The sequence below is a fragment of the Achromobacter sp. FW305-C-30-7 genome (genome assembly GCF_058783105.1).
The window spans coordinates 24269-38384 of record NZ_JBYSYI010000016.1 but is presented as its reverse complement, the minus strand read 5'-3'; the positions used below and the strand labels follow the sequence as shown (position 1 = coordinate 38384).

At 66.0% G+C, this 14116-nt stretch carries 12 protein-coding genes; 10 read left to right on the top strand and 2 right to left on the bottom strand.

Annotation, left to right across the window (positions count from 1 at the left end):
- Nucleotides 1-5: 5 nt before the first annotated feature.
- Nucleotides 6-1493: a glycosyltransferase family 39 protein gene (locus AC3WOB_RS30625; RefSeq protein ID WP_492277137.1), complete on the bottom strand. Its 1488-nt coding sequence runs from the start codon at nucleotides 1491-1493 to the stop codon at nucleotides 6-8.
- 287 nt (nucleotides 1494-1780) lie between these two features.
- On the opposite strand from AC3WOB_RS30625, the gene AC3WOB_RS30620 reads away from it, so the two are divergent.
- From AC3WOB_RS30620 to AC3WOB_RS30595, 6 genes are all read left to right on the top strand, one after another.
- Entirely contained in the window at nucleotides 1781-2518 is a 738-nt protein-coding gene (locus AC3WOB_RS30620; RefSeq protein WP_492277136.1) for a FadR/GntR family transcriptional regulator, read from the top strand.
- 140 nt (nucleotides 2519-2658) lie between these two features.
- On the top strand, nucleotides 2659-4233 hold the full coding sequence (locus AC3WOB_RS30615) for an ABC transporter substrate-binding protein (RefSeq protein ID WP_492277135.1): 1575 nt from the start codon (nucleotides 2659-2661) through the stop codon (nucleotides 4231-4233).
- Nucleotides 4234-4335: 102 nt separating this feature from the next.
- On the top strand, nucleotides 4336-5343 hold the full coding sequence (locus tag AC3WOB_RS30610; protein WP_492277134.1) for an ABC transporter permease: 1008 nt from the start codon (nucleotides 4336-4338) through the stop codon (nucleotides 5341-5343).
- The gene (locus AC3WOB_RS30605) at nucleotides 5340-6179 is read left to right on the top strand and encodes an ABC transporter permease (protein WP_013392902.1); all 840 of its coding nucleotides are present in this window, start codon (nucleotides 5340-5342) and stop codon (nucleotides 6177-6179) included. The genes AC3WOB_RS30610 and AC3WOB_RS30605 overlap by 4 nt, the downstream gene beginning before the upstream one ends.
- Nucleotides 6180-6188: 9 nt before the next feature.
- The gene (locus AC3WOB_RS30600; protein WP_492277133.1) at nucleotides 6189-7820 is read left to right on the top strand and encodes an ABC transporter ATP-binding protein; all 1632 of its coding nucleotides are present in this window, start codon (nucleotides 6189-6191) and stop codon (nucleotides 7818-7820) included.
- A gap of 39 nt (nucleotides 7821-7859) precedes the next feature.
- Entirely contained in the window at nucleotides 7860-8150 is a 291-nt protein-coding gene (locus tag AC3WOB_RS30595; protein WP_492277132.1) for a cupin domain-containing protein, read from the top strand.
- Between the two features lie 56 nt (nucleotides 8151-8206).
- On the opposite strand, the gene gntR is transcribed toward AC3WOB_RS30595, so the two are convergent.
- On the bottom strand, nucleotides 8207-9232 hold the full coding sequence (gene gntR, locus AC3WOB_RS30590) for an HTH-type transcriptional regulator GntR (RefSeq protein ID WP_492277131.1): 1026 nt from the start codon (nucleotides 9230-9232) through the stop codon (nucleotides 8207-8209).
- Between the two features lie 133 nt (nucleotides 9233-9365).
- Between gntR and AC3WOB_RS30585 the strand changes: the two genes are divergently transcribed.
- Genes AC3WOB_RS30585 through AC3WOB_RS30570 form a run of 4 tightly spaced genes read left to right on the top strand, consistent with a single transcriptional unit; the run spans nucleotide 9366 to nucleotide 14109 of the window.
- Complete coding sequence (locus tag AC3WOB_RS30585; RefSeq protein WP_013392898.1) at nucleotides 9366-9908, top strand: TRAP transporter small permease; 543 nt, start codon at nucleotides 9366-9368, stop codon at nucleotides 9906-9908.
- A 42-nt stretch (nucleotides 9909-9950) separates the two neighbouring features.
- Nucleotides 9951-11231: a TRAP transporter large permease gene (locus AC3WOB_RS30580; protein ID WP_492277130.1), complete on the top strand. Its 1281-nt coding sequence runs from the start codon at nucleotides 9951-9953 to the stop codon at nucleotides 11229-11231.
- Between the two features lie 22 nt (nucleotides 11232-11253).
- Entirely contained in the window at nucleotides 11254-12270 is a 1017-nt protein-coding gene (locus AC3WOB_RS30575; RefSeq protein ID WP_492277129.1) for a TRAP transporter substrate-binding protein, read from the top strand.
- Nucleotides 12271-12327: 57 nt separating this feature from the next.
- Nucleotides 12328-14109: an IlvD/Edd family dehydratase gene (locus AC3WOB_RS30570; RefSeq protein ID WP_492277128.1), complete on the top strand. Its 1782-nt coding sequence runs from the start codon at nucleotides 12328-12330 to the stop codon at nucleotides 14107-14109.
- Nucleotides 14110-14116: the final 7 nt, after the last annotated feature.

Below are 14116 nucleotides of genomic sequence, written 5' to 3'. Positions count from 1 at the left end.
CTGCCCTAGCCAGGCGGCGCGCCTGCCGCCATGCCGCAAGGCGCGGTGGGCGGCGTCGCGCGCCAGTACAGGCCAGGAAAGTCCCGTCCGACGGCGACGAATCCCGGACCGGGCGCCTGCACTTCCAGTTCCAGCGCGCCGCATGCCTGCACCATGTCCTTCGGCACCCAGGGACTGAAACGGAGTTGCCCGTCTATCAACACCAAAGGCTGCTCCGGCAGGCGTAGCGCCAGCGCCCCTGCTTCGTCGGGCGGCCCCGATATCAGCCTGACCGGCCCGCCCAGCACGACCTTGGCGGGTTCATGCAGGGCATCGGCCAGCGCCTGGGCATCGAAGTAGCGCCAGTCCGACGTCTTGCGCGCCAGTCCTGCCCCGCCCGGCGAGGTCAGCACGACCCGCGCCATCAACAGCGCCTGGACCAGCACAAAGACCAGTACGGCATCGCGCCGCCGCACGGCCCCCCAAGCGCCGCCGCGCATCAGTTCCATCGCCGCTGGCACCACGAACAGCAGATAAGGCGTGCCCCAGTGCAATTGCACCTGCGAGCCGCTGGCAAGCGTCATGACGCTGACGAAGGCGAGCGGCGTGAAGCCGAACGACAGCAGAATGGCGCGGCCCGCATCGCCCGGTTGCGGCTCCGCTTCCACGCTGGCCATGGCTGCGCCGCGGCGTGACAACCACCACAAGACACCCAGCAGGACCCAAGCCGGCATCGCGCGGTTCAGCAACTGGTCGCCCCACCATCGCGCCACCTCCGCCGCGCGGCTGCTCCAAGGCAGACCCGCGGCCAGCGACGAGGCCATCGCGTAATTCAGGGGCTCGAAATCGTTGTAGGCCAGCCAGCACAGATGGGGGGCAAAGACCGCCAACGCCGTCAGCGCCGCCACCTGCAGGCCGAAGCGGTGCATGGGGTCGCGCCAGCCGCGCTGGCTCAACCAGAACACCAGCACGGCGGCGCCCGCCACCGCGCTCTGGTACTTGGACAAGGCTCCCAGGCCCAGGCAGGCGCCCAGCACGATCCACCACCCGATCCGGCGCGTGGTCCAGGCCTTCCAGCACGCGGCGGCGCAGCCCACCGCCAGCGGGATCAACACGATCTCGTGGTTGTAGAAATACAGGCGGCCGTTGTAGAAGGTGACGCACAGGCCCGCCAGCAACGCCGCCCGCGCGTAGCCGCTGCCACGCATGTCCCGCAGCCAGCGCCACAGCAGCGCGAAGGCGCCCAGGGTGCAGAGCGCGCCGACGATGTAGCTCGTCCAGGCCGACCAGCCCAGCAATCGCACCGCGGGCCACAGCAGCCAGGTCGGCAACGGCGGATGCTTGTAGTAACCCCATTCCAGGCTGCGCACCCAGGTGAGCTGCTCGATGTTGTCGGTGGGAGGCGCCAGGGCCGCCCGGTCCAGCAGCGTCAGCCATGCCAGCGCGAACACCGCCATGCCAGCGCCGATCCGCCAGCCCTCGGACCCGGATGCCCGCTCCGCAACTTCCTTCACTTCCCTCTCCCTTGCTGCCGGCGCCGCGCGCTGCTTCATGCCCTTCATGGGGCGGGACGGAGTATGGGATGGCCCCTGCCCGCAACAGAGGCGATTCTGTTCGGGATTTGTCGGGAAACTGTAAAGCGCGCAAGGTCTTCCTAACTGGCCTGACCACTCTAAATAAAGAGGTGAAATCCCTGTGATCGTTTTCCCTTGAAATGGAAAATTCTCCTTCTTATTCAAGGATGAGATGCCTATATTTGGTGGCCTGACCACTAGAGCCGAAGTCCCCGCCTCACGCGCCGATGAACACCTTCCAAGCCGCTGCCGTCACCCGCCTGTACCGCGTCATCGCCGACCAGATCGCCGGCCGGATCCGGGCCGGCGAATTCCCTCGCGGCGGGCGCCTGCCATCTGAGCGGGAACTGGCCGAACAGCTGCAAGTCAGCCGCGCGTCGATCCGCGAAGCCCTGATCGCACTGGAAATCGAAGGCTATGTCGAGGTGCGCGTAGGTACGGGAGTCTTCGTCACCGCCGCCCGGGAAGCGGCCACGCCCGCCGCCGGCTACTCCGCGCCTGGACAGGACGGCATCGGCCCCTTCGACCTGCTGGAAGCGCGCATGCTGATCGAACCCGAATGCGCCGGCATGGCCGCGCAGCATGGGTCGCCCGCCCAGATCGCAGCCATCCGCGATGCTCACGTGGGTATGTCGCTAGGCAATTCGCCCGGCCGCCACGACCGCGAATTCCACAACGCCATCGCCGCCGCTTGCGGCAACGCCGCGGTCGCGGCCTCGGTGGCTCATTTGTGGGAATTGACGCAGACCAGCCCGGTGTACAGCCGCATGGAGGATTACTTCGTCGACACCAAGGTCTGGGCGATCGCCCATGCCGAGCACCAGCGCATCCTGATTGCCATTCAGGCGCGCGACCCGATCCGCGCGCGGCACGCCATGCATGCGCATCTGCTGGGCATCCTGGCACGCCTGCGAGAGGACTTTGGCGACGACAACGGCGCGCCGCAATGGTGCGCGGCACGCTGAAGAGCACCCATACGAAGCATTGTTGTAGCGGCTCCACCCGTAGTACCCCTGAAAACACAGGTGGCATGAGGTTTGCTTGCCAGAGCACGGCATCCGCGACGCGGACACCTGTCAGATCCTTTCCAGCCCGGAGGCTCGCAGTGAAATCGAAAAAATGGTTCTCCCTAAGCATCGGCGCACTGGTCCTCGCGGCCGCGCTGCCCGCCACGCAGGCCCTGGCCCAGACCAAGGGCGGCACGCTGAACATGATCGTCCAGCCCGAACCGCCGGTGATCGTCACGGCCATCAACCAGCAGGGCCCCACGCAATTCGTCGCTGGCAAGATCTACGAGAGCCTGCTGACCTACTCCACCGAATTGAAGCCGCAGCCCGGCCTGGCGAAATCGTGGGACGCCTCGGCCGACGGCCTCACCTACACCTTCCACCTGCAGGACAACGTCAAGTGGCACGACGGCAAGCCCTTCACGTCCGAGGACGTGGTGTTCTCGCTGGCGGACATGCTGCCCAAGACCCATGCGCGCGCCCGCGTGATCCTCAACAAGTTCGTGGAATCGGTGCAGGCACCGGACGCCAAAACGGTGGTCATCAAACTGAAGACCCCCTTCCCCGCCTTCATGCTGATGTTCGAGCCGGGCTTTGCACCCATGATGCCCAAGCACATTTACGCGGGCACCGACTACATGACCAATCCGGCCAACCAGAAGCCAGTCGGCACCGGCCCGTTCATGTTCAAGGAATGGAAGCGCGGCGAATACATCAAGCTGACCCGCAACCCCGACTACTGGAAGCCGGGCAAGCCCTATCTGGATGAGCTGGTGTTCAACGTCATCCCCGATTCGGCCTCGCGCGCGGTGGCCTTCGAGCGCGGCAGCGTGGACGTGCTGCGCGGCGGCGACGTCGACAACGTCGACATCAAGCGCCTGCGCGCCCTGCCCAAGGTCGAATACACCACGGCAGGCTGGGAGATGTTCTCGCCGCAGGCCTACCTGATCTTCAACATGCGCAAGCCGCCCTTCGACAACCTGAAGGTGCGTCAGGCGGTGATGGCGGCGATCAACCGCAACATGGTGGTCAACAACATCTTCTTCGGCCTGGGCAAGGTCTCCACCAGCCCCTTCGTCACCACCGAGATGTTCTACGACAAGAACATGCCGCCGCTGGCGTTCGACATGAAGAAGGCGCGCGCGCTGATCAAGGAATCCGGCATCAAGCCCGAGGACTACACGATCCGCCAGCTGAGCTTCCCCTACGGTTCCACCTGGGATCGCCTGGGCGAGTACACCAAGCAGGCGCTGGAACAGCTGGGCTTCAAGGTCAACCTGGAAGCCACCGACGCGGGCGGCTGGGCCAGCCGCACGGGCAACTGGGACTTCGACATGACCACCACCTTCACCTACCAGTACGGCGACCCCGCGCTGGGCGTGCAGCGGCTCTATGTCTCGTCGAACATCGTCAAAGGATCGCCGTTCGCCAATGTGCAGGGCTACAGCAATCCCGAGACCGACAAGCAGTGGGAAACCGCCGCATCCGAGGTGGATCCCGCCAAGCGCCAGGAGATCTACACCAAGCTGCAGACCACGCTGGTCAATGAGATTGCCAACGGCTTCCTGGTGGACATGGAGTTCCCCACGCTCTACCGCGGCAATGTGAAGAACCTGGTCAAGACCGCCATCGGCCTGAACGAGAGCTTCGACGACGTGTACATCGAGAAATAAGCGCCGCAGGACGCCGCCGCGGCAGGCCTGCCGCGGCGGCGGATGCCGGCCGGACAACGGCTGCCCAAGGCAGGCCGCGCCCGACCAGAGAGGACCCCGAGCATGAAATTCCTGTCTTTCCTCGTTTCCCGCATCGGCAAGGCCCTGGTGGTCGTGCTGGGCGTGGTGATCATCAATTTCTTCCTCATCCGCCTGGCCCCTGGCGACCCCGCCGCCGTGCTGGCGGGCCAGGCCGGCGCGGGCGATGCCGCCTACGTCGAACAACTGCGCGTGGCCTTCGGCCTGGACAAGCCCATCCTGACCCAGCTGATGCTGTACCTGAAGGGCGTGGTGCAGCTGGACCTGGGGTTCTCGTACCGCAACCATGTGCCGGTGCTGGACCTGATCCTGGAGCGCCTGCCGGCCACTTTCCTGCTGATGTCCTGCGCATTCGTGTTCTCCATCGTGCTGGGCGTCTTCCTGGGCGTGGTGGCGGCCAAGGCCCGCTACCGCAACAAGCGCCGCTGGATCGATAGTTCCGTCATGACGGGCGCCCTGGTGCTGTATGCCACGCCGCTGTTCTGGCTGTCGCTGATGGGCATCCTGCTGTTCTCTGTGGTGCTGGGCTGGCTGCCGGCCTTCGGCATGGAGACCGTGGGCGCGAACCTGAGCGGTTGGGCGCGCGCGGGCGACATCGCCCAGCACCTGATCCTGCCCACCGTGACGTTGGGCTGCTTCTTCATGGCGGTCTACGTGCGGCTGACGCGCGCCTCCATGCTGGAAGTGATAGGCATGGATTTCGTCAAGACGGCGCGCGCCAAGGGGGTGAGCCCCAGCCGCGTGATCCGCGCCCACGTGCTGCGCAATGCGCTGCTGCCGGTCATCACCTTCGCCGGCATCCAGCTGGGGCAGATGGCGGGCGGCGCGGTGCTGACCGAAACCGTGTTCGCCTGGCCCGGCATCGGCCGGCTGATGTTCGACGCGCTGCTGCAGCGCGACTACCAGCTGCTGCTGGGCATCTTCCTGGTCACCTCCATCATGGTGGTGGTGTTCAACCTGCTGACCGACGTGCTGTACCGACTCATCGATCCGCGCATCGGCGCGGGCGCGCAGCAAGGAGCCGCCGCATGAAGTCCTTTGCCCGGCGCTACATGCGCAATTACGGAGCGGTGGCCGGACTGGCCATCATGCTGATCGTGGTCCTGGTGGCCCTGGCCGCGCCGCTGCTGTACGAAGAATCGCCCTGGATGATGGTGGCCGACCCCCTGATTCCGCCGTTCACCAACGCCGACTATCCCTTCGGCACGGACATGCTGGGCCGCGACATCACGGCCGGACTGGTCTGGGGCGCCCGGGTTTCGCTGATGGTCGGCCTCCTGTCCACCGCCGTGGCGCTGGTCTTCGGCATCGTGGTCGGCTCGGTGGCGGGCTATTGCGGCGGCCGGGTGGACGATGCGCTGATGCGCTTCACCGAGTTCTTCCAGACCATTCCGCAATTGGCCATGGCCGTGGTGCTGGTGGCGATCCTGAGCCCCTCGGTCTATTCCATCATGGGCGCCATTGCCGTGGTGTCTTGGCCGCCGGCCGCGCGCCTGGTGCGTTCGGAGTTCATGACGCTCAAGCAGCGCGAGTTCGTGCAGGCCGCCATCGTCATCGGACAGACGCCAGCCCGCATCGTCGGCACCCAGATCCTGCCCAATGCCATGTCGCCCATCATCGTGTCGGCGTCCTTCATGGTCGCCACCGCCATCCTGACGGAATCCTCGCTGTCGTTCCTTGGATTGGGCGACCGCAACCTGATGAGCTGGGGCTTCATGATCGGCGCCGCGCGCACCATGATCCGCGAGGCCTGGTGGATGAGCGTCTGGCCCGGCGTGGCGATCCTGCTGACCGTGCTGGCCATCAACCTGATCGGCGAAGGCTTGAACGACGCCCTCAACCCGCAGCTGCGCAAGCGCGGCGAATAGGAGGACGCCATGAACGCATCCCCACCGCTGCTGTCCATCCAGAACCTGAGCATCGCCCTGCCCAAGGGCGGCGACCGCCCCTATGCCGTGCAGGACGTGTCCTACGACATCCGCGCCGGCGAAATCCTGTGCATCGTCGGAGAGTCGGGTTCGGGCAAGTCCATGAGCGCCAACGCCATCATGGGGCTCCTGCCCGATTACCTGACGCCGCAGCAGGGCCGCATCCTGTTCCGCGGCCAGGACCTGCTGCGGCAGGACGAAGCCGCCCTGCAAGCTATGCGCGGCAAGGACATGGCGATGATCTTCCAGGAGCCCCTGTCGGCGCTGAATCCGCTGATGACGGTGGGCGAACAGATCAGCGAAGTCATGCGCGTGCACAACGCCTATCCCGGCGCCCAGCGCCTGGCCCGCACGCTGGAACTGCTGGCTTTCGTGGGCCTGCCCGACCCCGCCACGCTCTACCACGTCTATCCTTTCCGCCTGTCCGGCGGCCAGCGACAGCGCGTGATGATCGCCATGGCCCTGGCGCTCGAGCCCGCGCTCCTGATCGCCGATGAGCCCACCACCGCGCTGGACGTCACCACCCAGGCGCAGATCCTGGCGCTGATCGCCCGCATCCAGAAAGAGAAAGGCATGGGCGTCATGTTCGTCACGCATGACTTCGGCGTGGTGGCCGAGATCGCGCACCGGGTCGCCGTCATGGAAAAAGGCATTCTGGTGGAACAGGGGCCGGCCGAAGAGGTGCTGAACCGCCCCCGCCACCCCTACACGCAGCGCCTGATCGCGGCCGTGCCGCACCGCCGCGGCGAAGAGCGCCCGGCCGCCTCGGACGACCCGCCCGTGCTGGACGTGCGGGACTTGAAGAAGACCTACGTGGTGGGGCGCGGCTGGCTGGGCGGCAAGCGCGAGGTTCATGCCGTGAACGGCGTCAGCTTCAGCGTGCGGCGCGGCGAAACCCTGGGCATCGTGGGCGAGTCGGGCTCCGGCAAGTCCACCATCGGCAAGTGCCTGCTCAAGCTGGTGGGCATCAATGGCGGCCAGCTGATCTTCAACGGCCAGGACATCGCCGCCATGCCGGAATCGCGCTTCCGGCCGCTGCGCCACGACATCCAGATGATCTTCCAGGATCCGTTCGCCTCGCTCAACCCGCGCCATACCGTGGGCCGCATCATCAGCGATGGCCCTGTCGCAAACGGCGTGCCGCGGGCCCAGGCCGAGGCTCGGGTGCGGGAACTGCTGTCGCTGGTCGGGCTGGACCCATCCGCCTTCGACCGCTACCCCAACCAGTTTTCGGGCGGCCAACGCCAACGCATCGGCATCGCGCGCGCGCTGGCGCTGGAGCCCAAGGTGCTGGTGGCCGACGAATCGGTGTCGGCGCTGGACGTGTCCGTCCAGGCTCAGGTGCTGCAGCTATTGCATGACTTGCAGCAACGTCTGAAGATTGCGCTGGTCTTTATCACCCACGATTTGCGCGTAGCGGCCCAGATCTGCAATTCCGTTCTGGTCATGCATCGCGGCAAGGTGGTCGAGTACGGTTCGCCCGCGCAGATCTTCGACAACCCGCAGCACGCCTACACGCGGCAGCTGATCGCCGCGGTCCCCGGCCAGCATTGGGACCCGACCAAGGCGCAAGCGGCCTGAACCGCACAAGAATATCCATACCCACCAAGGAGACACCCCATGCAACGCCCCGCCGCCATACCGACCGTGCAGATCGACAATGACATGGTTACCGTCACCGAATGGCGCTTCCCGCCCGGCGGCGAAACAGGTTGGCACCGCCACGGCATGAATTACGTGGTGGTGCCGCAGACCACCGGCCCGCTACTGCTGGAAACGCCTGACGGCGAGATCGCCAGCCAGCTCACCACAGGCGTGGCCTATTACCGGCCCGTGGGCGTGGAGCACAACGTCATCAATCCCAGCGACACCGAATTCGTGTTCGTCGAAATCGAACTCAAGCACGCCTGACGCTGATCATCGCCTCGGACCTGTCCCTGGCGCTGCGCCGGACCTGAACCTCGTCTTCAGCTGGTTTCGCGCTGCACCAGCCTGAAGCCCAGGTCCACATGGCGTTCTGCGACGGGCTCGCCCGCCAAGTGCCGCATCAGCAAACCCGCTGCCGATACGCCGATCTGGTAGCGCGGCGTGGCGATCGTCGACAGCGGCGGCGTGGTCCAGGCCGTGCCGGCCACGTCGTGGAAGCCGATGATGGCCATGCGCTCGGGTACCGGCACGCCCAGGCGTCCACACTGGAACACCGCGCCCTGGGCCAAATCGTCATTGCAGAAGAAAAGCGCGTCGCAATCGGGATGGCGCGCGCGCAACTGCTCCAGCAGGGACGCCCCCAGGCCGATGGATGATTTCTCGGGCGTCATGATTTCCAGGGCCGGATCGTACAGGCCCGCATCCCGCAAGGCCTGGCGGCAGCCCTCGCAGCGGCGCAGCGAACGCGGATCCAGCTGCGCGCCCACGATGCCGATGCGGCGGTAGCCCCGTTCCACCAGATGGCGGCCGGCGGCATAGCCGGAATCGAATTGCGAAAACCCCACGCTCATGTGTTCGCCGCCGTCCAGCGTCTCGATCGTGTGCACGGTCGGAATGCGCTGCGTGTCCAGCAAATCCCATACGCCCGGATTGTGATCGACGCCCGTCAGGATCAGGCCGTCGGGGGCGTGCTGCAGGTACTTGCGCAGCAGGGCTTCTTCCTCGTCCGGCGAATAGCCGGTCACGCCGATCAGCATGTGATAGCCGTGACGGTCCAGCTCTTCCTTGATCCCCGCGATGATGTCCACGAACACCACGTTGCTCAGCGACGGAATCAGCGCCACGATGGTCTGCGAGCGCGCCGACGCCAAGGCGCTGGCAGCATGGTTGGGCACATAACCCAGTTCCTGGCACACCCGCGCGATGCGGTGGCGCAATTCCTCCGCCACCTTGTCCGGCGTGCGCAGTGCGCGCGATACCGTGATCGCGCTGACGCCCACGCGGCGCGCGACCTCCTGCATGGTAACGCGGCCGGCGCGTGAACTGCGGGGTTTACGGATGGACATCGGTCCTCGGCATGGGTTGGTGAGCGCGTAGTCTGACGCAAAAAACTGGGGCTTGCCAAACGCAAAATGTTAGCGCTAACATTCCTCACAGCATAACCCTAAAAAAATTCCGGGAAACGGATAGGAGACAAGCATGCAAGCTTCCCCACCGGGGCGGCCCGGCGGTACGCCGCTGGCCCGCGCCGCCGATTGGTGCTTTGCGCTGCAGACCTGGCTGATGGTGGCCTGTCTGGCCGTCATGGTGGTGCTGCTGTTCGGCAACGTCGCGCTGCGCTACCTGTTCAACTCCGGCATCAATGTGTCCGACGAGATCTCCCGGCTGGCGTTCGTCTGGATGATCTTCCTGGGCTCGGTGATTGCGCTGCGCTCACACCAGCACATCGGCGTCTCCATGCTGGTCGAACGTTTCGGCCCGGCCGCCCGCCGCGTCTCGCATGTGTTCTGCCAGTTGCTGATTCTGTGGGTGCTGTGGCTGATGGCAGAAGGCAGCTGGACGCAGACCATCATCGGCCTGGACACCGTGCTGCCCGTCACCGGCATGTCGCTGGCGGTGTTCAATGCCGCGGCGCTGTATGCGGCCGCCGCCATGGGCATCCTGACACTGATCGATCTGGTGCGCGTCCTTGCGGGCGGGCCCTTGCCGGCGGAATCCAGCCCCGAAGACCCGCTGGTCTGACGGCTCCGCCCCCAACTTCCTTCCCCCGCCCGGACGCCCGCAATGATCCTGACCGTCTTCCTGCTCGTGCTGCTGGGGCTGATCGCCCTGGGCATGCCTATCGCTTTCGCGCTGCTGCTCAGTGCGATCGCCATGATGTTTCAGCTGGACTTTTTCGATACCCAGATCCTGGCGCAGAACATGCTGTCGGGCGCCAACAGCTTCACGCTCATGGCGGTGCCGCTGTTCATGCTGGCCGGCGAACTGATGAACGCCGGCGGCATTTCGCGCCGCATCGTGAATCTGGCCAGCACCTTCGTGGGCCACATCCAGGGCGGCCTGGGTTATGTGGCCATCTTCGCCAGCGTGCTGCTGGCGGCGCTATCCGGCTCCGCCGTGGCCGACGCGGCGGCGCTGGGCTCGCTGCTCATCCCCATGCTGCGCGAAAAAGGCTACGACGCGGGCCAGGCCTCCGGGCTGATCGCGGCCGGCGGCATCATCGCGCCCATCATCCCGCCCTCGATCTCATTCATCATTTTCGGCGTCGCCACCAATGTGTCGATCACCAAGCTGTTCTTCGCCGGCATCGCGCCGGGCCTGATGATGGGCCTGACGCTGGTCGCGGTGTGGACCTGGGTGGCGCGCAAGCACGGCAGCATCAAGCCCTCGCCGCGCGTGCCCTGGAGCAAGCGCTGGAAGGCGCTGCGCGAATCGCTGTGGGCCCTGATGCTGCCGGTCATCATCATCGGCGGCTTGCGCGGCGGCATCTTCACGCCCACCGAGGCGGCCGTCGTCGCCGCGGTCTACGCGCTGCTGGTCAGCCTGTTCGTCTACCGCGAAATCAGCGTGCGCGACCTGGGGCCGCTCTTCATCAACGCCGCCAGCACCACCGCCATCGTCATGTTCCTGGTGGCCGCCGCCATGGTCTCGTCCTACATGATCACCCTGGCCGACATGCCGCAGGACCTGATCGCGCTGCTTGAGCCGGTCCTGGACCAGCCCAAGCTGCTGATGTTCGCCTTGCTGGTGCTGCTGACCCTGGTAGGCACGGTGATGGACCTGACCCCCACCATCCTGATCCTGGCGCCGGTGCTGATGCCGGTGGTCACCAAGGCTGGCATCGACCCCGTCTACTTCGGCGTGATGTTCGTCATGGTGGGCTGCGTCGGCCTGCTGACGCCGCCGGTGGGAACCGTCCTCAATGTGGTCTGCGGCGTCGCCCGCATCAATATGGAAACCATCTGCAGAGGCGTGTGGCGCTACGTCGTCGCCTACACCCTGCTGCTGGTCCTGCTGGTGATCTTCCCCGAGCTGATCACCGTACCCGCACGCTGGATGCATTAGAAAAACCCCAAGGAGGAGCACCATGATGAACCGTTTCAAGACCCGCATTCTCGTCCTGGCGACGGCGCTGTCCTGCGCCGTCGCTGGCGTCGCGTCCGCCGCCGACCTCAAACCGCGCCTGATCCGTTTCGGCTACGGCCTGAACGAGGAAAGCGTCCAGGGCCGCGCCGCGCGCCATCTGGCGCAGGAGCTGGAAAAGATCAGCGGCGGCAAGCTCAAGATGAAGACCTTCGGCTCGGCCAACCTGGGCTCGGACGAACAGATGCAAAGCGCGCTGGTGGGCGGCGTGCAGGAAATGATGGTGGGCTCCACCGCGCCGCTGGCCGGCATGGTCAAGGAGTTCGGCGTATTCGACCTGCCCTTCCTCTTCAATAGCGAAAAGGAAGCGGACGCCGTGCTGGACGGTCCCGTGGGACAGGACATGCTGAAGAAGCTGGAAGCCAAGGGCATCATCGGCCTGGTCTACTGGGAAAACGGCTTTCGCAACATGACCAACTCCAAGCGTCCCATCGCGCGCGCGGAAGACCTGCAGGGCATCAAGCTGCGCGTCATGCAGAACCAGATCGCGCTAGGCGTCTTCAACACGCTGGGCGCGAATGCCGTGCCCATGCCGTTCTCGGAGTTATTCACCGCGCTGGAGACGCGCACCGTGGACGGCCAGGAGAACCCCATCACCACCATCCAGAGCAGCAAGTTCTACGAGGTGCAGCCCTACCTGACCATCACCCGGCACGTCTACACGCCCTGGGTCGTGCTGGCGTCCAAGAAATGGTGGGACACCCTGTCGCCCGAAGAACAAAAACTCATCCGCCAGGCAGCCGCGGCCTCGCGCGACTTTGAGCGCCAGGACAGCCGGGCCGATTCCCAGAAGGCCATGACCACGCTGGAGAAGGCCGGCATGAAGATCAACACGGTCTCGCCCGAAGAGGTCGCGCGCATGCGCCAGAAGGTGCAGCCGGTGGTCGACAAGTACACGCAGGAGCTCGGCCCCGACCTGGTCAAGCAACTCAACGACGAAATCCAGAAGGCCCGCAACTAGCCTTCGCGGCCCGGACGCGCGCCGGGCCGCCACGCAACCGCTGTAAACGAGAATCCCATGTCACAGACTCCCCACAAGCTGCGCAGCCAGAAATGGTTCGACGACCCGGCGCACGCCGACATGACGGCCATCTATGTCGAACGCTATCTCAACTACGGCCTGACGCGCCAGGAACTGCAATCGGGTAGGCCGATCATCGGCATCGCCCAGACAGGCAGCGACTTGGCACCCTGCAACCGCCATCACCTGGCGCTGGCCGAGCGCATCAAGGCCGGCATCCGCGATGCGGGCGGCATCCCCATGGAGTTTCCCGTGCACCCGCTGGCCGAACAAGGCCGGCGGCCCACCGCCGCGCTGGACCGCAACCTGGCCTACCTGGGCCTGGTCGAGATCCTGCATGGCTATCCGCTGGACGGCGTGGTGCTCACCACCGGTTGCGACAAGACCACGCCCGCCTGCCTCATGGCCGCGGCCACCGTCGATATCCCCGCCATCGTCTTGTCCGGCGGGCCGATGCTGGACGGCTGGCACGACGGCCAACGCGTCGGCTCGGGCACGGTCATCTGGCATGCGCGCAACCTGATGGCCGCGGGCAAGCTGGACTACGAAGGCTTCATGACGCTGGCCACGGCATCGTCGCCATCCATCGGCCACTGCAACACCATGGGCACGGCGCTGTCGATGAACTCGCTGGCCGAGGCGCTGGGCATGTCGCTGCCCACCTGCGCCAGCATCCCCGCGCCCTACCGCGAACGCGGCCAGATGGCCTATGCCACCGGCCTGCGCATCTGCGACATGGTGCGCGAGGACTTGCGGCCGTCGCACATCCTGACCCGTGAGGCCTTCGAAAACGCCATCGTGGTGGCCTCGGCGCTAGGCGCCTCCAGCAACTGTCCGCCCCACCTCATCGCCATGGCGCGCCATGCCGGCATCGACCTGAGCCTGGACGACTGGCAGCGCTTGGGCGAAGACGTGCCGCTGCTGGTCAACTGCGTGCCCGCGGGCGAACATCTGGGCGAAGGCTTCCACCGCGCGGGCGGCGTCCCTGCCGTGCTGCATGAACTGGCGGCAGCCGGCCGCCTGCACACGGACTGCGCCACCGTATCCGGCAAGACCATCGGCGAGATCGCGGCCGCGGCCAAGACCAACAACGCCGACGTCATCCGCAGTTGCGAGGCGCCGCTCAAGCACCGCGCGGGATTCATCGTCCTGTCGGGCAATTTCTTCGACAGCGCGATCATCAAGATGTCGGTGGTGGGCGAGGCCTTCCGCCGCGCCTATCTGTCGGAGCCTGGATCGGAGAATGCCTTCGAGGCGCGCGCCATCGTGTTCGAAGGTCCGGAGGACTACCATGCCCGCATCGAAGACCCCACCCTGAACATCGACGAGCATTGCATCCTGGTGATCCGCGGCGCCGGCACCGTGGGCTACCCGGGCAGCGCGGAGGTGGTCAACATGGCGCCGCCCTCGCACCTGCTCAAGCGCGGCATAGACTCGCTGCCCTGCCTGGGCGACGGCCGCCAGAGCGGAACCTCGGCCAGCCCGTCCATCTTGAACATGTCGCCGGAGGCGGCGGTGGGCGGCGGCTTGGCGCTGCTACGCACGGGCGACCGCATCCGCGTCGACCTGAACCAGCGCTCGGTCATCGCCCTGGTGGACCAAACCGAAATGGAACGCCGCAAGCTGGAGCCTCCTTACCAGGCACCCGAATCGCAGACGCCCTGGCAGGAGCTGTACCGGCAGCTGGTCGGCCAGCTTTCAACCGGCGGCTGCCTGGAACCCGCCACCTTGTACCTGAAGGTCGTGGAAACACGGGGCGATCCCCGGCATTCGCATTGACGGCGAC